This is a genomic window from Comamonas sp. MYb396, assembly GCF_037479555.1.
In the GTDB taxonomy this organism is placed as follows: Bacteria; Pseudomonadota; Gammaproteobacteria; order Burkholderiales; family Burkholderiaceae_C; genus Comamonas.
Map to the genome: position 1 here is coordinate 763809 of NZ_JBBGYU010000001.1, position 16851 is coordinate 780659.

Here is a 16851-nt window from a genome sequence, read left to right on the forward strand (position 1 = left end):
TTTGATGCCAAGAAGGCCGCCCCATGTTTTTGCTGCAATCCCCTGAAGTCCGCACCCTGGACACCTTCAGCGCCATGCCCGAGTCCTTTCGCCGCCGTGAGCGCAGCGCCTGGGCTGATGCCAACAGGGGTGGCACGATAACAGATTCGTTTCTGGAAGGCCCGGTGTTCGACGAGGCCGGCAACCTCTATGTCAGCGATATCCCCTGGGGCCGCATTTTTCGCATCGATGCGCAAGGCCAGTGGAGCCTGGTCGCAGAATATGACGGCGAGCCCAATGGCCTGAAGTTTCTGGCCCCCGGCAAGCTCTTGATCACCGACTACAAGAACGGCTTGATGCAGCTGGATGTGGCCAGTGGGGTAGTGACGCCTTATCTGGAGCGCCGCAACAGCGAGAGCTTCAAGGGCGTGAACGACCTGATTTTTGATGCGGGCGGCAACCTGTACTTTACGGACCAGGGCCAGAGCGGCCTGCATGACCCGAGCGGGCGCCTCTACCGCCTGCGGCCTAATGGCCAGCTCGATCTGCTGCTCAGCAATGTGCCCAGCCCCAATGGCGTGGCGCTGTCACCCGATGGCCGCGTGCTGTATCTGGCGGTGACGCGGGGCAACTGCGTCTGGCGTGTGCCCCTGCTGCCCGATGGCAGCGTCGCCAAGGTGAGCCAGTTCTTCACCTCGTACGGACCCAGCGGCCCCGATGGCCTGGCCGTTGATGCCCAGGGCCATGTGCTGGTCGCCAACCCGGGCCTGGGCTATGTCTGGGTGCTGAACCACCTGGCCGAGCCGGTGCAGGTGCTATGCGGCATCAAGGGCAGCTCCACCACCAACCTGGCCTTTGGGGGTGCAGAGCGCAAGCAGGTGTTTGTCACCGATTCCACCTATGGCCGCATCTTGACGACCAGCCTGGCCACGCCAGGCATGGCAATTCACCAAGGCAAGACAAGCTAACGCAGCGTGAACGCAAAGCGCAGCGTGTCATTCGCCGCCTGCGCTGGCACGCTGGCATGCACCTCATTGGGGTAGCGCTGCAGCCGCACGCGCAGGCCCCAGCCGGAGAGCGCTTCCAGCCGCTCGGCCAGCATGCGGGCCGATTCCGGATCGCCATCGGCGTCGCGGTCGCCCACGACCACCATCAGGCGGCTGGTGGCGCCGACTTTGCCGGCCTGCACCTTGTCGCGGAACACGCGCTCCTCCTCCAGAATATGCTGGCCGTTCCACTCCATCGAGGGGCTGGCGGCCACTATCGCCTCAAAGGCCTGCGGGCGCTCGTACAGCGCATAAAGCGCAAACAGCCCGCCAAAGGAATGGCCGAACAGCGACTGCCGCTCCAGGTTGACGGGGTAGCGCTGGGCGATCTCGCCGCGCAGCTTGCCGGTCAGAAAATCCAGAAACGGCGCGCGCGCACCGCTCTTGTACTTGGCAAAAGGACGCACCTCGGGCGACAGCGGCTCACGCAGTTGGGCCGTGTAATCAGCCATGCGGCGCACATCCCAGGCCTTGTCGCCCGGGTAGCCGACGCCCACGATGATGGCCTTGCCCACGGGCAGGTAGTCCTGCACCCAGCGCGCCTGCGCGAAGGAGCCAAAGTAGGCATTGCCATCGAGCACATAGAGCACCGGGTAGCCGCCCTTGGGGGGCTCGCCCTTGTCGGGTGCCGAAACAAAGATGCGGTAGATCTCGCCGTTGTCCGATGCCATGTCCCAGACCTGGGTGGCGGGCATCACATAGGGGCTGGCCGGGGTGGCTGCGGTGCTGGGCGTGGCCGTAGCGGGTGCATCGGCTGCAGCGCCCTGCGGGGAGGTTTGCGCCCCCGCCTGCGGCGCCGTGGCCAGCAAGCCGGCCAGCAGCGCCGCGCAGGCGCTTGGGTAGAGGGTGGACAAGCGCATGGGTGGCTTAGAAATCATGGCGCAGGTTAGCACTGAACTTGCGCGGCTCGCCAAACGGCGCGTACTCGCGGCCATACAGGTGGCGGTAGCTGCGGTCCGTCAGGTTGCTGACGACCAGGTTCAGCTGGGTCTTGGGGGTGATGCGGTACTTGGCGTTCAGGCCCACCAGCACCAGCGCGCCCTGCTCGATGGTCCAGGCATTGGCGCCCGAGCCGCCGTTTTTATAGGCCTTGCTGGTGGCAGCCACATTGCCACCCAGCGACCACTGCGTGCCCGGCAGCTGGTAGTTGGCGGCCAGGCGCATGCTGTGGCGCGGCTGCTCAGTGCGGAAGCGCTGGTCCTTTTGCGGGCCGGCCACATACTCGGCACTGGTATAGGTGTAGCCCGCAGCCAGGTTCAGCTCGCGGCTCACCTGGCCGTTTACGCCCAGGTCAAAGCCCTGGCTGACGACCTTGCCCGCTGCGGTATAGCAGGCGCCGCCGCAGGCATTGCTGGGGTTGTTGGGCACGGACGAATCGAGCACCGCCAGGTTGGACTGCGCCAGGCGGAACACGGCGGCCGAGACATTGAGGCGCTTGTTCAGCAGCTCGCCCTTGATACCCACTTCGTAGTTGGCGCCCACCACCGGGTCGAGCACATTGCCATCCTGGCTGCGGTTGGTCTGGGGGTTGAAGATGTCCGAGTAGCTGGCATAGGCCGAGTACTGGGCGTTGATGTCATACACCAGCCCGGCATAGGGCGTGACCACGCCCTTCTCCTTGGGCGCCACGACACCGGTCAAGCTGTTCTTGCGCTCGTAGTTGCTGATGCGGGTGCCGGTGATCAGCTTGAGCGCGTCGGTCAGGCTCCAGCGCGCGACGCCATAGACACCCATATTGCTGGTCTTGGTCTTGCTGGTCGATGCGCGCAGGCCATCAGGGATGGGGCCCAGGCCTTCGGGGTCAAAGGTGTAGACATTGATTGGCGTGGTGGACGAGTAACCGGTGCCGGCATTCTCATCACGGTAGCTGGTGCCGTTGACGCCCAGGGTCAGCTCATGGCGGCGGCCCAGAAAATCAAACGGCCCCGTGGCATAGACATCGACCACATTGGCGTGCATCACCGAGGTGTAGTTGCGCTGGCGGCTGCCGATGAAGAGGCCATCGCCGGTCACCGGGTTCAGGTTGCCCGAGAGGCTGCTGAAGTTCTCGATATCGTTGTTGGTCTTTTGCCAGGAGTAGTTGGCCTTCAGGCTCCAGGCGCCGGCCAGCTGCTGGGCCAGGCCCACGGTGTAGATGTTGTAGTCGCGCACCGAACGGTGGTCGGCATCGCCCCAGAAGGACGAGCGGGGCAGCCCGGCATCGCTGCCATCGGCCGCCAGCGGCACGCCAAAGTGGCCCCGGCTCGTGTCCTTTTGCAGCTGCACGCTGGCGCTCAAGGTGGTCGTGGGCCCCAGGTCAGCCTCGACAATGCCGTAGCCCGCATAGCGGTCACGGTAGACATAGTCGGTAAACGACTCGCTGTTATCCGACACGGCCACCAGGCGGCCCCGGATCACGCCCGAGTCGATCAGCGGGCCGGACACATCGCCGACCAGGCGCCGCTCTTTCCAGGAGCCCAGTTGCACCTCGCCCTGGGCCTGGAAGGTGTCGGTCGGGCGCTTGAGCACCATGTTGACCGTGCCGCCCGGGCTGCCAGCACCGGCCATCAGGCCGGCCGCGCCTTGCAGCACCTCGACCCGGTCGACAAAGGCGCTGTCGAACTTGGGCGAGCGGTTGCCGCTGTCGATGCCCGAAGGCGTGGCCATGCCATCGACCTGGGCCTGCATGCTAAAGCCCCGGCTGTAGTAGTTGGCGCCAATGCTGCCGCCATCGACCGCAAACACGCCGCTCACTGCGCGCAGCGCATCATCGACCGAGGTCATGCCGGCGTCGTCCATCTGCTGGCGGGTGATCACCGTCAAGGTCTGCGGCGTTTCGCGCTGGCTCAGGTTCAGCTTGGAGCTGGTGCTCGAATGCGCCGCTGCATAGCTGCCACTGCCCTCGGTGGTGCCGCTGCGCTGGGCCGCGGCCGTCACGGTGACCGTGTTCAACGTCATGTCCGATGCCCCAGCCGCGCTGCCCGCTGCCGCAGGGTTGGCCGCCGGCAGCTTGCGCAGCACATAGGTCGCGCCCCCTTGCTTGACCACTTCAAAACCGCTGCCGCCCAGCAACTGGGCAAAGCCCTCCGCCTCGCCATAGCTGCCTTGCAGGCCGTTGCTGCGCAGCCCCGCCAAGGTGGACTGCTCAAACACCAGCTGCACCCCCGCCGTGGCCGCGTACTGCGCCAGCACATCTGAGAGCGGGCCCGCGGCAATCGCATAGCTCTTGGCGCCGGCAGCCGGCTCGGCCGCCATGGCCCAAGGTGCTGCCAGCGCCAGGCCTGCGGCACTGCCCCCAACCAAGGTGGCACGGATCGCGCCATGCAGCAAAGCCAGCGCAAAGCGTTCGCGGTGCCGGCTGCGGCGATGGGAAGAGAGAGTCATGGTTCGTCGTCCTGGTGATCTGGAAAGAAAAGAGCGGCACTGCATAGCGCCATTGCCCTGTACACCGAACGAGATCCAAAAAGTGATCACCTGAAGCGAAAAATAGTGGGAAAAATTTTCGCGGTGGCAAGAAACGGCTGCAGCGGGCTGCAAAACAAGCAGCGGTGGCTGCAGAACCTGCGGCTTTGGTGGCCAGCCATGCACACCCCAGCAACGCCCCTGTCGCTCTGGTGATGCCCCCAATACGCCCGTCAGCAAAGCGTAAGATCATGCAGATACATTTTGTAATATAAAGCAGCAAACGGTCTGTGCGCCGCGCTTCCAGCAGCACTGCGCCGCCGTCAGCCAGCCGCACAAAGACAGGCATCCATCAGCCAACCAGGACAGGGGGAGACCATGGCAAGACGCAAGAAAAGCAGCGGGTTCGAAGACATGCTGGATCTGCTGGCGCTGCTCCCCTGGTGGATTTGCGTGGCACTGGCGGGAGCGAGCTATGTCTTCCTGCACCGTTGGGCCGTGGTGCCCCCAACGGCAGAGCTGGCAGGCCGCCCCGCCGACATGATGGCAGCTGTCGTCCAGAAGGGGCTTATCTTTGGGCTGGCCTCCATCGGCCAATACCTGCTGCCCTTGATGTGCTTGATAGCCGCGGCCATGTCGGCCTGGCGCAGAAAGCAGCGCAAGGCCCTGGTCAGCACGGTGGCGCAGGCGCAAGATGTGGCCGCGCTGGGCGACATCAGCTGGCGCGAGTTTGAGCTGCTGGTGGGCGAGGCCTACCGCCTGCAGGGCTTTCGCATCATTGAGCTGGGCGGCAACGGGCCCGACGGCGGCGTGGATCTGGTGCTGCTCAAGGGCAGCGAAAAATTCCTCGTGCAATGCAAGCAGTGGAAGGCCCAGAGAGTCGGTGTTGCGATCGTGCGCGAACTCTATGGCGTGATGGCCGCCAGGGGCGCGACGGGCGGCTTTGTGGTCACTTCCGGCCGCTTCAGCAGCGACGCCCAGGAATTTGCACGGGGTCGCAATATCAGCCTGGTCGATGGCCACCAGCTGTTTGCAATGGTGCAGCGTGCGCGGCAATCGCTGGTGAATGGCCCCAAGGCTACGCAAGCCAGCGGCACCTCGGCTGCAGCAACCGCGCGCACCAACGTTGCGACGGCCTCGGCTGCCGCCCCCGTTGCAGCCAACCCTGCCCCTGCCCAACCCAGCTGCCCACGCTGCAGCGCCGCAATGGAACTGCGCACCGCGCGCCAGGGTGCCCATGCCGGCAAGTCCTTTTGGGGCTGCTCGACCTTCCCGGGTTGCCGTGGCACGCTTGCGGCGGCGTGACGGAAGCTTGAAGGTCTGTCCATGCGCTTGTTGTCCACCTCTCGCCATGCAAGCCGTTGCCAATCAACGCGGTGGCTGCTGTTGCTAGCCCTCGTCTGCTGCGCCGCGCCTGCCTTTGCGCAAAAGCCAGTCTACCGCTGCGAGACGGCCGGGCGCGTGAGCTACTCGGATGCGCCTTGTGTAGGGGCCCAGGAAATCGACGCCACGCCTACCCAGGGCATGGACAAGATGACGGGCAAGAGCCGCAAAGGCCAGGACGTGCAGCGTGCCGAACACAATGCTGCCTTCGCAGAAGCCATCCAGCCCCTGACAGGGATGAACGCCGATGAGTACCGGGTGCACCAGCGCCGCTTCAAGCTCAGCGCCGCCGACAAGCTGGAATGCGCACGGCTGGACAACCGCCTGCCCGGGCTCAAGCAAGCGGTGCAAGCAGCAGCGGCCAGCGACCTGGCCCAGGCCGAGGTCGATCTGTACAAGGCGCGCAAGCGCTTCAATGATTTGAACTGCTAGCCGCTAACTTGTCTTTTTAAACGGCAAAGCAGAGGCCAGCGCTTGCCAAATGCCAGCGCAGGCTTGTGTCAATCCAAGGGAACATTCCCCAAGCCCATTCCATGGCCGTGGCGATCCCTGACCTGGAGTTGTCCACCAAAGCGATTGTTGGGTTCGCTACTCAGATAGCCGGTCATCAGCCCCCCATCGCGAGTCCACAGGCACCTCAGCGACGGAAACTCGGCGTCGATACGGTTGCACACGACCTGTCCGTCTTCGCTGGTCAGGGAGTCACCCTCCAAGGTCGTCAGTTTCACGAGCTTGAATGCCGGAAGGCTTTGACCGTAGAAGCCGATCCACCACTGGCCCAGCAGGCCTTGCAAGCTGGCAGCATCCGGCTCCAGCGACATACGCACAATGCGCTTGGGCGCCTCACCGGGAATGGAGGCAATACCCACCAAACGGTTGTCATCGTAGCCTTGTCGTACCGCATTCTCGGAAAAGCGGATCGACAGCTCACCTGCTGAATCCACCAGGTGTCCGCTCGCTGCCGGTCCGCCCAAAGCGCGGCCACCAGCGTATCGGTTGAGTGGAATACTGGCATTGATGCCTTGGTACAGACCGCTTCCCATGTGGAACGTCGGTGCACCATCTGGCAGGTAATTGAATACCTGGGCCAGCACCATGCCGTTTTGCACATCAATGGCAAAACCCCGCCCCGGTTTACCAAGCAGTTCCTCCTCCACCACCCAGGTTCCGCTGCTGGGGCTGGTAATGGGGTTGCAGTTGCGCGGATAGCCAACATATGCGTCGATAAAGGAGCCACAGCCAGTGATGGACACCTCTCCGCCACCAGCCACCGTGATGCCCTGAAGCGGCAGTTGTTGAATGGCACCATTGCTCAGAATATCAACCGTGCCGTAGACATCGATGCCCGCAATATGCAGCCGCAGCGACTGTATATTTGCCTGCTCCGTGGGGATTCCACCATCCATGGGTTTGCAGGTATACACATCCCGACCGTCCAGCCGCTCGCAATCCATTCGCTGCCGCAAATCACCGGGTATGTCGCTCAAGGTCATCAGCATTCCACGACCCGGGGTGGCAGAAGCACTCAGGGATATATTCGCAAAAAACGCCATCTGGCGTTCGGCGTCTACCGCCGAAACAATGAATTTGCGGGACCGTTCCTTGACCCAATAGCGGTCTTCAAATTCAGCACTTTGCATATGAAAGCGCTGTATGGCGACCTCCTCCTCGCCGGGAAACTGCACCGTGCCTTGCAGGCCATTGGCAAAGCTGACAGTGACATTGCCGGGCGATCCATCCTCCACGGCATCCCTTGCGGCACTGCCAAAACTGCGCCCACCGCTGTATCGGTTCAGCGGCGCAGTGATGGTATTGCCATCCATCTGGCCAGTGGCCATGTAGAAAGTGGCATCACCATTTTTTTCATAGCCAAATACCTGCATGAAAAAGGTATTGCCCTGCACATCAATGGCAAGGCCGCGCCCTGGTTTGCCATCGAGCTCTTCGCTGATGATCCAGGTACCCGCTTGCGGCGTGAAATCTCGCGCAGCCCAGCTGGAGACATGTGAAAAAGCAAGGCTTGCTGCAAGCACGGCCGTGCGTAAGGCTTGGATACGGATGGGAAGGCGCACTCTCTCTCCTATTTGATTATCAAATCAGTATAGATGAGCAGTTTATAAATTCCCCAAAGAAAGTGACAGCCCTCGCAACGGCACCGGCTATATATCACTCCGAATCAACGCCCCATTTTTAGGCCTAGCCTGCATTAATCCCGCTCGTAAGCTTGCTGAATACCTACGCACCATCACCTATGCAGCGCTGTGAAACATCCTCTGCATAACCCTGGTTCAGTGGAATGGACGCGGATCCTGAAGACCGCCCGCCTGCGCTCCGAACTGCTAGCCGCCGGGGCTTACTTGCTGAGCGACCGGCAAAACTGGGCAATGGCCTCGCCCGCCTGCCGCAAGGCCGCATCATCGAGCGCATAGGCCACACGGATATAGGGCCCCATGCCAAAAGCACTGCCATGCACGGTCGCCACGCCGGCCTCATCCAGCAGCGCGTTGACAACATCTTCATCGCTGCGCAGCAGCGTGCCCGCCCGGGTGGTTTTGCCAATCAGTTCCTCGCAGGATGCAAAGGCATAGAAGGCGCCCTGTGGGACATCGCACTGCAGGCCCGGCGCCTGGCTCAGCATCTCCACCACCAAGTCCCTGCGCCTTTGGAACACCGCCCGCGCGCTGACCACAAAGTCCTGCGGCCCCGTCAATGCGGCCAACGCGGCATGCTGGGAAATGCTGCAAGCGCCAGAGGTCTGCTGGCCTTGCAGCTTTTCCATGGCCTCGATCAGCCAGGCCGGGCCTGTGCAAAAGCCGATGCGCCAACCCGTCATCGCATAGGCCTTGGATACACCGTTCATCGTCAGCACCCGATCGCGCAAACGGGGCTCCACCTGGGCGATGGTGTGAAAGGCGATGCCGTCAAACACCAGGTGCTCGTAGATATCGTCGGCCAGCACCAGCACTTGCGGGTGGTCCAGCAGCACCTCTGCCAAAGCCTGCAGTTCAGCACGGCTGTAGACCGCACCGGTGGGGTTGGAGGGCGAGTTCAGGATCAGGCAGCGGGTGCGACTGGTGATGGCGGCCGCGAGCGCATCGGGGCTGAGCTTGAAACCGGTCTGCGCCGTGCATGGCACGGCTACCGCTTTGCCGCCACAGAGCTGCACGATCTCGGGGTAGCTGACCCAGTAGGGTGCGGGCACGATGACCTCGTCGCCCTCGTTCAAGCTGGCAGCCAGCGCATTGAAGATCACCTGCTTGCCACCGCTGCATACCAAGGTGTTGCGCCGCCAGTCCACGGCCAGCCCGTTTTCTTGCTTGAACTTGGCAGCCACCGCTTCGCGCAGATCGCGCAGGCCAGCCACCTGCGTGTAGCGGGTGTGGCCGGCGCGGATGGCGGCGATGCCGGCCTCGCAAACATGGGCCGGCGTGTCGAAGTCGGGTTCACCGGCGCACAGGGATATGACCTGCGCACCGGCGGCCCGGCGCGTTGCCACGCGGTCCATGACCCGGTAGGTGGCCGATGGTTTAGCCTGGGCCAGGAAGCGATTCAAACCATGGGCAGGCGCATTCATTGCTGCGTCCTCCAGCTGGTGAGGCCCATCAGCTCCAAGGTCGATTGGCCGTTTTGCAACGCCTGCATCATCCGGGCTTCCTTGTCGGCACGCAGCTGCCCCTGGGCCAGGCTGCGCTCGGCCTGTGCAGCCGGTATCACCAGCACACCATCGTCATCGGCCACGACCAGGTCGCCAGCGGCCACCGGCGTGCCGGTAAAGCTGATGGGCTGCCCCACCGACGGCGCACTGGCCTTGATGGTGCCACGCATCGAGATGCCGCGCGAAAACACCGCAAAGCGCCGTGCGGTAAGGGCCGCAATATCGCGCACGCCCCCATCAATGACCAGGCCGGCAATACCGGCGGCCTCTGCGGCCACGGTCAATACCTCCCCCCAATACCCAGCGACAAAGCCACCGGTGGAGATCACCAGGATGCTGCCACGCGGCGCCCGCTCCATCGCAATATGGATGGACAGGTTGTCGCCGGGTGAGCATTCCAGCGGATACGCAGGCCCGGCGACTGATGCGCCCGCCCATACCGGACGGATGGCCGCATCGACGGCACTGGTGGCCAGGCCAGAGGCCTCGAACAAGGTGGAGGTTCCCAGCTTGCAGGCCTGGGCAAGCTGCTCGGCTCCGTAAAACGTTGTCATGCTCAGTCCTTGGTTTGCAGTTGGTGGTAGCCCAGCGCAGCACGCGCCTCGCCCAAGGAGGTACCTTGTGCGATCTGCTCGCGGATGCGCGATTCGCTCTCCTCGATCTTGCGGGCCGTTGCTGCCACATCGCGGGCGCGGTGGCGCGGCACAATGACCACGCCATTGGCATCGGCCACCACGATGTCGCGCGATGCGACTCGCACCGTACCGACAGCCACCGTGGTGTTCAGCGACTCGACCTGGACCCGGTCCTTGCCGGTGCGCATAAAGCGGCCCACGCTGAAAATCGGGTAGTTATCGCCCAGCGCCTTGCCCACATCGCGGCACACGCCATCGATCACCGTTGCCGCAATACCGCGCAGGCCGGCGTACTGGGTCATGATGTCGCCCCAGACCGTGCAGTCGCTGCGGCCATCGTTGTCGATCACCACCACATCGCCTGGAGCGACGTCATCGATGAAATCACCCACCGTGCCGGGCGGGTTGCTGGCCGGCACGTATTTGACGGTAAAGGCCGGACCGACCACCGTTTTGCTGTAGTTCGCCAGGGGCATGATGCCCAGTGCCTGGCCGTGCAGGCCCAGCTTGTCCATGGCATCGGACACGCCGGGCGTATCCAGTCCTTCAAACAGGGCAACCAGTGCCTGGTCTTCCGGGCTCATTTTTTGGGGATGGGTCATGGTGTGTATCGCTCGATAAAGAAAAGGGCCATCGCCCGGTGATCACTGCGGCTGCGCGGCAATCGCTTCAAACTGCCGGTCATGCATGACCTCGGCCACGGAGCGCCCCGCGCGCACGGCGGCCACCATGCCGTCCTGGCGATGGGCAATGCGCTCGCCCAGGTCCAGCACTTCGTCGATACGGCCCGCTGGTATGAAGACCGTGCCGCAGCGATCGGCAATCACATAGTCGTCCTGCTGCACGGTGACGCCAGCCATCTGCACGGGCTGGGCCGCATGCAACTGCACCACGCGGTTGCGGGCGCTGACCATGGTCAGTCCACGGCCATAAACGGGATAGCCAATGTCTGCACTGCCATCGATATCGCGGCTCAGACCATCGATGACGGTGCCGCGCACCTGCCTGGCAACTGCGGCATTGGCCAGGATGTCGCCCCAGCAGGAGATGCCCTCCACCCCGCCGGCAACCACGAGCACGCGGTCATCCGAGACCACGGCATCGATGACGGGAGAGATCAGGTGCACGGCAGGCTTGGCATCGCCCTTACGGCCCAGCTGTATGGTGCTGGCAAGCCCAACCAGCTTGGGGCAGTTCCACAGCGGCAGCAGGCCGACCGTGGCCCCGGGCAGGCCAAGAAAATCGAGCGCGTCGGAGACCGTATTGGTGTCCAGCGCCCTGAGGCGTTCAAGGTGGAGATTTGAGTGGGTCATCGCGTGCATTCCAGGGAAGTGCTGGCATCATCCGGTCCGCGATCTGATATGTGAAATACTTATCAAATATCTCTCTGATACGAATATCAGAATAGAAATATCACTCGAAGGAGAGCACCATGAGCCACATCGACTTTCGCCTGATTCGCCAGCTGTGGATGTTCCTGGCCGTGGCCGAGGAGCAGAACTTTGGGCGGGCTGCTGCACGCCTGTCCATGTCGCAGCCGCCGTTAACCGAGCAGATCAAGGTGCTCGAGCACTCGCTCAAGTTGCAGCTGTTCGAGCGCTCCAGGCGTGGCACCAAGCTCAGTCCTGCGGGCGCGGCCATCCTGCCAGCAGTGCGGCAGTTCGCACTGCAGGTGGAGCAGCTCGAGCGCGTGGTGCGCGAGGTTGCAGCCGGGCAATCCGGCGTGCTGCATGTCGGCGCCATCACCTCCGCCATGCTGGACACGGTACCGCCATTGCAGGACTACATGCGCAGCCAGCACCCCCATGTGACGGTCTTTGTGCGCGAGATCGACAGCGCCGATGCCATACCCGCGCTGCAAGCCGGCGATCTGGACCTGGCTTTTGTACGCTTGGAGGGCGATGTGGGCCAGGGCATTGCCACCTTGCCGATGATGGAGGACCGGCTGGCCGTCGCCTTGCGCAAGGACCACCCCCTTGCGGGCCAATCCCAGGTCCGCCTCAAGTCGCTGAGCCACGAGCCCATGGTGATGTCGTCGCGCCAGGTCAGCCCGGTGTATTTCGACATGCTGGTGGGGGTGTGCCGCGCCCAGGGCTTTGCACCGCGCGTGATGCATGAGGTGCGCTCGGTGTCTTCACAGATCGCCTATGTGAGCTGCGGCCAGGGCGTGGCCCTGGTGCCTGCTTCCATGCGGCGCCTGGCGCCCGAGAATGTGGTCGTCCGCCCGCTGCGCGAGAAAACCATGGTGGTCACCGCTGCGGCCGCCTGGAATGCGGAGCGCCACCACCCCTTGCTGGACGAGGCAGTCGCCTGGCTGCATGCGCAACGCCCATCCAGGAAGACCCACGCAGCCTCGGCCGGCTAGCTTGTCAGCACTGCACCTGGCTGCGCTGTGGGCGGTTAAAGATTCAACGCCAACTCCGGCCCCTCCGCCCAGGACACACAGGTACACATCGCATTACCGCGCAATGCAGGCGCGATGCTGTCGCGGTGGATGGGGGTGCCGCTGACTACTTCGGTCAAACAGGCGCCGCAGACACCGCGCCGGCACTCATAGCCCGTCCAGGCACCTGCGGCCAGCAAGGCATCGAGCAGCGATTGGCCGGGCGCCACATCGATGCGCTGGCCCGACTGCACCAGCGTGACCCGCAGAGGGCCATCGTTGGCATCGGCAGCCGCGCCAAAGCTCTCGCTGTGGATGCGCCCGGGCGCCCAGCCCAGCTGTGCGGCAGCGGCGCGCACGGCGGCCACCAGACCTGCAGGACCGCAGACATAGACCTGGCTGCCGGGCACTTGCGCGGCCAGCAAGCCGGGCAGGTCCAGGCTGCTGCGGCCGATATGGGTCTGACCAGACAGGCTTGGGTCCAACGGCCACTGCCGGGCGAGGTCGTGCACGATCTGGTGCAAGGCAAAGCTTTGCCCTGCTTGCTGCAGATGCTCGGCCATGCTCAGCAACGGCGTGATGCCGATGCCGCCGCCGATCAAGAGCGTGTACGGTGCATCGGGCTGCAGTGCGAATTCATGGGCCATCTCCAGCACGCGCAGCCTGTCCCCCACGGCCAGCTGGTCGTGGATGAAATGCGATCCGCCCTGGCTCTGCGCGGTGCGCAGTACGGCGATGCTGTAGTGGTCCAGTGCCGGGCCGGTGTGCAGCAAGGAGTAGCGCCGCACGCGGCCGTCCAGGTCCAGGGCGATGTGGGCGCCGGGTTCTGCACCGGGCAGCAGCTGGCCTTCGGGGTGGCGCAGCACCAGGCGCACAATGTCGGCGGCGATGGCTTGCTTGTCAGCGACCACCAGGTCCAGGCTTGTCAGGGGTTCCATAACAGTCTCAAGGGTTGTAGGGCGAGGCTTCCAGCAGGCGCCAGTGCTGGGGCAGGTTCAACGGCGTGCTGCGCCAGCTGTCCACCCGGAACTCGATCCAGCGCCCGGTTCCTCCCGTCTGGTCGATGTCGGCCTCGACACCAAAATGGGCACGCGCATGGCCGGTCAGCTGCAACTGGCGCGCGCCTTCAAAGTCCGGAAAGACCAGGCCACAGCGCGACTCCAGCTCCAGATTGCCCAAGGTGTTGAACATGCTGTTGCCGTTGAAATCAGGGATGCGCAGCACCTGGCCCTGTTGTTGCACAAAGCCAGGCCGGCCACCCCGGTGCGATACATCAGCATCCTCGCTGGGGCCCAGGCTGGCAATGAACAAGGTGTCGGCGCCGGCAATCCAGGCGGATGTGGCCTCGTCCAGCAGCGTGCCTGAGCTGGCATCCGTGCCGCTGCTGTTGTCGGCAGCAGGTGCGGCCTCCAGCGGCAGCAGTTCGCGCTTTTGGATATAGCGGGGGCAGACCGGAAAGGCCTGGCCTACCGCCACCTCCAGCGCCTGTGCCGATGCCTGCGCTGTTACCTGGCTGACACGGCCATTGATGCGCAGGCGCCTGCGGGTCTGCAGTTCGATCAGCAGCACGGCGATGGATTGCGCGGGCTGCAGATCTGCGATGGGGGCCATGCTCGCCAGCACGCCCTGCGGGTCGCGGCTGGCCACGTGCAGGCTGCGCAGGTCATCGCTGGCCTGCACAAAGCCGGGCTCGCCACTCAGCAGGCAAGCCCATATGGCGCCTTCCGCATCGGCCGCACCCAGCACGCACCAGCGCTGCTGGCCGACAAAGTTGCGTGCGGCCGCCGGAATGCCGGGGCTGATGCTGCGGCTGTTGATGAGCGCGGTGCCGCGCTCGCCCGTGCGCTCCTGCACCAGGCGTTCGCCAGTGTGAAAGATGTGGTCGTCCATAGTGGCTCCTTGGTGGCGACAGGGTCTCAACAGCTGTCAGCCAGGCGGCTTAAAAGGTCACCAAGGTGTGGCCTGCATCCAGGTGGCGCGACAGATCCAGCACGCCGGTGGTGCCAGGGATGGTCTTGTCGCGCACCAGCGCAATGCCAGTGGGTGCCAGGCCTGCGCCCGCACCAAACACATCGGCGCAGCCGCCGCAGGCAACGATGTGGTCCAGCACCGCTTCATACAGCGCATGGCCGGGGTGTTCTGGCTTGACCAGCTCGGCAGGCCAGCGCACGCCCGTGCCTTGGAACACCAGGTCAAAGTCCCGGTTCTTTTCCTTGAGCTCATAGGCCAGGAACAGCGCGTTCACGACACGGCCCAGCGCTTCTTGCGTGCCGGATTGGGGATCGGAAAAAACAACGATGACGGTTTTCATAAATAGACCTTTCGAGGACGGCGTAGTGACAAAACTGGAGTTGCCGTCTCGGAAGTAAATTTATCTATTTACTCAAACGTGATAAATACCAGAGAATTGATTTGATTCTTCCACTTTTTGCAGCAATTACCCCCACCATGGACCGCCTCCACGCCATTGATGTCTTTCTGGCCATTGCCGAGCATGGCAGCCTGACCCGCGCTGCCGAGGCGCTGGAGCTGTCCCTGCCCAGTGTGGTGCGCACCCTGGCTGCGCTGGAGAAGCACCTGGGCGTGCGCCTTTTCAACCGCAACACCCGGCGCCTGGCCATCACCGATGAGGGCCGGGCCTACCGCGAGCATGCGCTGGCCATCCGCGCTGCAGTTGCCGATTCAGAACAGGCGATGAGCCGGGCGCAGGCCGAGCCCTCGGGCAGCATCAGCCTGACGGCGTCCGTCAAATTTGGCGAGCTGCATGTGGCCCCGCTGGTGGCCAGCTACCTGCAGCGCTACCCGCAGGTGGAGGTGCAGCTCTTGCTGCTCGACCGCGTGGTCAATCTGGTCGAAGAAGGTCTGGACCTGGCCGTGCGCATTGCGCCGCTGCCCGATTCCAGCCTGGTGGCGCGCCATGTTGTGGACATCCACCAGGTGATCGCCGCCAGCCCTGCCCTGGTCGCCGCCTGCGGCATGCCCCAGCAGCCGCAAGACCTGGCTGCGCTGCCCTGCATCGAGTTTGGCGGGGTGGGCGATGCCAACCTCTGGGAGTTTGTCAGCAAGGGCCGGCCCGAGCGCGTCAAGGTAAAGGGCCGCATGCGCTGCAACACCGTCGGCGGCAATATCGCCGGATGCATCGCCGGCCAGGGCTTTGGCCGCTTTTTGCACTACCAGGTGCTCGATGCGATTGCGCGCGGCGAGCTGGTACGCATCCTGCCCGGCCACGCACCCGCGCCCCGCCCGCTGTCCCTGGTCTACCCGAGCAAGCACCATGGCACGGCGCGGGTGGCAACCCTGGTCGAGCATCTGGCTGAGCAGCTGCGTGCGCGGCTGGGGGAGTTTGCGCCTTCTGCACAAAAGCGCTGAAAGGCTGGGCTGCAGCAGCGCCGCTAGTTGGCCGTTGCGGTACCGGCCAGCTCGCCTTTGAAGCGCCCCGCCAGATGCTCGATAAATGCCCGTACCACCGGCGGCAAGCCGCGCCTGGTGGTGAACACGATATGCACAATGCCGGTCTCCGTGCGCCATTGCGGAAACACATGGACGAGGCTGCCGCGCTCGAGCTCCTTGCTGCAAAAGTGCTCGGGCAACAGCGCAATGCCCAGGCCAGCCAAGGCCGCTGAGCGCAGCGCGCCAAAATCGGCACAGGTCATGCGGGGCGTGTGGCTGATGGCACTGGGCTGTCCATCGCCATTCCAAAACTCCCAGCTGATGGGGCCAGTCTGCTCGGTGCTGGCCAGGGTCGGCAGCTCGCCCAGCAGCTGCAGATCGCCCTTTTTGCACTGCCTGGCCAGGCTGGGCGCAGCCACCAGAATGCGGCTTGAATGGCCCAGCGTGCGCATCACCAGGGCGGCATCGGTCGTCAAGCTGGTGCGCACGCGGATGGCCACATCGATGCGCTCGTCGATCAGGTTGACGGGCCGGTCCGCGGCCACCATCTGCAGCTGCGCCTTGGGATAGGTCTGCAAAAAATCGGTCAGGGTGGGAGAGAGGATTTCCATCAGCCCCAAGGGGCAGCTGCAGCGCACGACACCATGGGGTTCGCCCAGCGCATCGGACACGACGGCATCGGCCTGCTGCACATCGAGCACGATGGTGCGGCAGCGCTCGTAAAAAGCCTGGCCGACCTCGGTCACCCGATAGCGCCGGGTGGAGCGCTCGATCAAGCGCACACCCAGCCGCGCCTCCAGCGCCGCAATGCGCCGGCTCAAGGTGGACTTGGGCATGCCCAGCACACGGCCCGCTGCGGCAAAGCCGCTGTGCAGCACCACCTCGGCAAACAGCGCGTAGTCGTTGATATCTCGCATGGGCCTCGCTTCCGGTTTTTGTCTCAATATTGGAACAATGATATCCATTTTGACCGTCTACTCAAAACTTTGTTCCACCTGC

16 protein-coding genes are annotated in these 16851 nt (G+C 64.0%); 5 read left to right on the top strand and 11 right to left on the bottom strand.

Annotated features, from left to right (window positions below):
- Nucleotides 1-23 precede the first annotated feature (23 nt).
- Nucleotides 24-947, top strand: a complete 924-nt coding sequence (locus WH265_RS03550; protein ID WP_339557341.1) for an SMP-30/gluconolactonase/LRE family protein — start codon at nucleotides 24-26, stop codon at nucleotides 945-947.
- Here WH265_RS03550 and WH265_RS03555 read toward each other — a convergent pair.
- Both WH265_RS03555 and WH265_RS03560 read right to left on the bottom strand, forming a co-directional pair.
- Nucleotides 944-1885, bottom strand: a complete 942-nt coding sequence (locus WH265_RS03555; RefSeq protein ID WP_339557342.1) for an alpha/beta hydrolase — start codon at nucleotides 1883-1885, stop codon at nucleotides 944-946. The genes WH265_RS03550 and WH265_RS03555 overlap by 4 nt on opposite strands.
- Before the next feature lie 7 nt (nucleotides 1886-1892).
- Nucleotides 1893-4388: a TonB-dependent siderophore receptor gene (locus WH265_RS03560; protein ID WP_339557343.1), complete on the bottom strand. Its 2496-nt coding sequence runs from the start codon at nucleotides 4386-4388 to the stop codon at nucleotides 1893-1895.
- Nucleotides 4389-4784: 396 nt separating this feature from the next.
- Between WH265_RS03560 and WH265_RS03565 the strand changes: the two genes are divergently transcribed.
- Complete coding sequence (locus WH265_RS03565) at nucleotides 4785-5711, top strand: restriction endonuclease (protein ID WP_339557344.1); 927 nt, start codon at nucleotides 4785-4787, stop codon at nucleotides 5709-5711.
- An 81-nt stretch (nucleotides 5712-5792) separates the two neighbouring features.
- Complete coding sequence (locus tag WH265_RS03570; protein ID WP_339557345.1) at nucleotides 5793-6221, top strand: DUF4124 domain-containing protein; 429 nt, start codon at nucleotides 5793-5795, stop codon at nucleotides 6219-6221.
- A 68-nt stretch (nucleotides 6222-6289) separates the two neighbouring features.
- Here the strand turns inward: WH265_RS03570 and WH265_RS03575 are convergent, their stop codons facing one another.
- The 5 genes from WH265_RS03575 to WH265_RS03595 form a co-directional block, all read right to left on the bottom strand.
- Nucleotides 6290-7861 carry a hypothetical protein gene (locus tag WH265_RS03575; RefSeq protein WP_339557346.1) on the bottom strand — a complete coding sequence of 524 codons (1572 nt, stop codon included), beginning with the start codon at nucleotides 7859-7861 and terminating at the stop codon, nucleotides 6290-6292.
- A 281-nt stretch (nucleotides 7862-8142) separates the two neighbouring features.
- Nucleotides 8143-9363, bottom strand: coding sequence for a pyridoxal phosphate-dependent aminotransferase (locus WH265_RS03580; RefSeq protein WP_339557347.1), 1221 nt, complete (start codon nucleotides 9361-9363; stop codon nucleotides 8143-8145).
- Nucleotides 9360-9998, bottom strand: coding sequence for an RraA family protein (locus WH265_RS03585; RefSeq protein ID WP_339519274.1), 639 nt, complete (start codon nucleotides 9996-9998; stop codon nucleotides 9360-9362). Before WH265_RS03585 ends, WH265_RS03580 begins: the two co-directional genes overlap by 4 nt.
- Before the next feature lie 2 nt (nucleotides 9999-10000).
- A complete protein-coding gene (locus WH265_RS03590; protein ID WP_339557414.1) occupies nucleotides 10001-10663 on the bottom strand; it encodes an RraA family protein in 663 nt (220 codons plus the stop codon).
- 60 nt (nucleotides 10664-10723) lie between these two features.
- Nucleotides 10724-11392, bottom strand: coding sequence for an RraA family protein (locus tag WH265_RS03595; protein ID WP_021026381.1), 669 nt, complete (start codon nucleotides 11390-11392; stop codon nucleotides 10724-10726).
- 119 nt (nucleotides 11393-11511) lie between these two features.
- On the opposite strand from WH265_RS03595, the gene WH265_RS03600 reads away from it, so the two are divergent.
- Nucleotides 11512-12444, top strand: coding sequence for a LysR family transcriptional regulator (locus tag WH265_RS03600; protein WP_339536821.1), 933 nt, complete (start codon nucleotides 11512-11514; stop codon nucleotides 12442-12444).
- Between the two features lie 35 nt (nucleotides 12445-12479).
- Here WH265_RS03600 and WH265_RS03605 read toward each other — a convergent pair whose 3' ends face one another.
- From WH265_RS03605 to WH265_RS03615, 3 genes are read right to left on the bottom strand one after another with little or no spacing between them, the layout of a single operon-like run.
- Nucleotides 12480-13400, bottom strand: a complete 921-nt coding sequence (locus WH265_RS03605; protein ID WP_339557348.1) for a PDR/VanB family oxidoreductase — start codon at nucleotides 13398-13400, stop codon at nucleotides 12480-12482.
- A gap of 7 nt (nucleotides 13401-13407) precedes the next feature.
- Nucleotides 13408-14352, bottom strand: coding sequence for a pyridoxamine 5'-phosphate oxidase family protein (locus tag WH265_RS03610; protein ID WP_339557349.1), 945 nt, complete (start codon nucleotides 14350-14352; stop codon nucleotides 13408-13410).
- Between the two features lie 49 nt (nucleotides 14353-14401).
- Nucleotides 14402-14773, bottom strand: coding sequence for a DsrE family protein (locus tag WH265_RS03615; protein WP_021026377.1), 372 nt, complete (start codon nucleotides 14771-14773; stop codon nucleotides 14402-14404).
- A gap of 137 nt (nucleotides 14774-14910) precedes the next feature.
- Between WH265_RS03615 and WH265_RS03620 the strand changes: the two genes are divergently transcribed.
- Nucleotides 14911-15831, top strand: coding sequence for a LysR family transcriptional regulator (locus WH265_RS03620; RefSeq protein WP_339557350.1), 921 nt, complete (start codon nucleotides 14911-14913; stop codon nucleotides 15829-15831).
- A 23-nt stretch (nucleotides 15832-15854) separates the two neighbouring features.
- Here the strand turns inward: WH265_RS03620 and WH265_RS03625 are convergent, their stop codons facing one another.
- Nucleotides 15855-16769, bottom strand: coding sequence for a LysR family transcriptional regulator (locus tag WH265_RS03625; protein WP_339557351.1), 915 nt, complete (start codon nucleotides 16767-16769; stop codon nucleotides 15855-15857).
- Nucleotides 16770-16851: the final 82 nt, after the last annotated feature.

Coding starts and splice junctions, on each gene's coding strand:
- WH265_RS03565 (WP_339557344.1), top strand. CDS start 4,785: ATGGCAAGACGCAAGAAAAGCAGCGGGTTCGAAGACATGCTGGATCTG.
- WH265_RS03610 (WP_339557349.1), bottom strand. CDS start 14,352: ATGGACGACCACATCTTTCACACTGGCGAACGCCTGGTGCAGGAGCGC.
- WH265_RS03595 (WP_021026381.1), bottom strand. CDS start 11,392: ATGACCCACTCAAATCTCCACCTTGAACGCCTCAGGGCGCTGGACACC.
- WH265_RS03615 (WP_021026377.1), bottom strand. CDS start 14,773: ATGAAAACCGTCATCGTTGTTTTTTCCGATCCCCAATCCGGCACGCAA.
- WH265_RS03605 (WP_339557348.1), bottom strand. CDS start 13,400: ATGGAACCCCTGACAAGCCTGGACCTGGTGGTCGCTGACAAGCAAGCC.
- WH265_RS03580 (WP_339557347.1), bottom strand. CDS start 9,363: ATGAATGCGCCTGCCCATGGTTTGAATCGCTTCCTGGCCCAGGCTAAA.
- WH265_RS03560 (WP_339557343.1), bottom strand. CDS start 4,388: ATGACTCTCTCTTCCCATCGCCGCAGCCGGCACCGCGAACGCTTTGCG.
- WH265_RS03585 (WP_339519274.1), bottom strand. CDS start 9,998: ATGACAACGTTTTACGGAGCCGAGCAGCTTGCCCAGGCCTGCAAGCTG.
- WH265_RS03620 (WP_339557350.1), top strand. CDS start 14,911: ATGGACCGCCTCCACGCCATTGATGTCTTTCTGGCCATTGCCGAGCAT.
- WH265_RS03625 (WP_339557351.1), bottom strand. CDS start 16,769: ATGCGAGATATCAACGACTACGCGCTGTTTGCCGAGGTGGTGCTGCAC.
- WH265_RS03555 (WP_339557342.1), bottom strand. CDS start 1,885: ATGCGCTTGTCCACCCTCTACCCAAGCGCCTGCGCGGCGCTGCTGGCC.
- WH265_RS03600 (WP_339536821.1), top strand. CDS start 11,512: ATGAGCCACATCGACTTTCGCCTGATTCGCCAGCTGTGGATGTTCCTG.
- WH265_RS03590 (WP_339557414.1), bottom strand. CDS start 10,663: ATGAGCCCGGAAGACCAGGCACTGGTTGCCCTGTTTGAAGGACTGGAT.
- WH265_RS03550 (WP_339557341.1), top strand. CDS start 24: ATGTTTTTGCTGCAATCCCCTGAAGTCCGCACCCTGGACACCTTCAGC.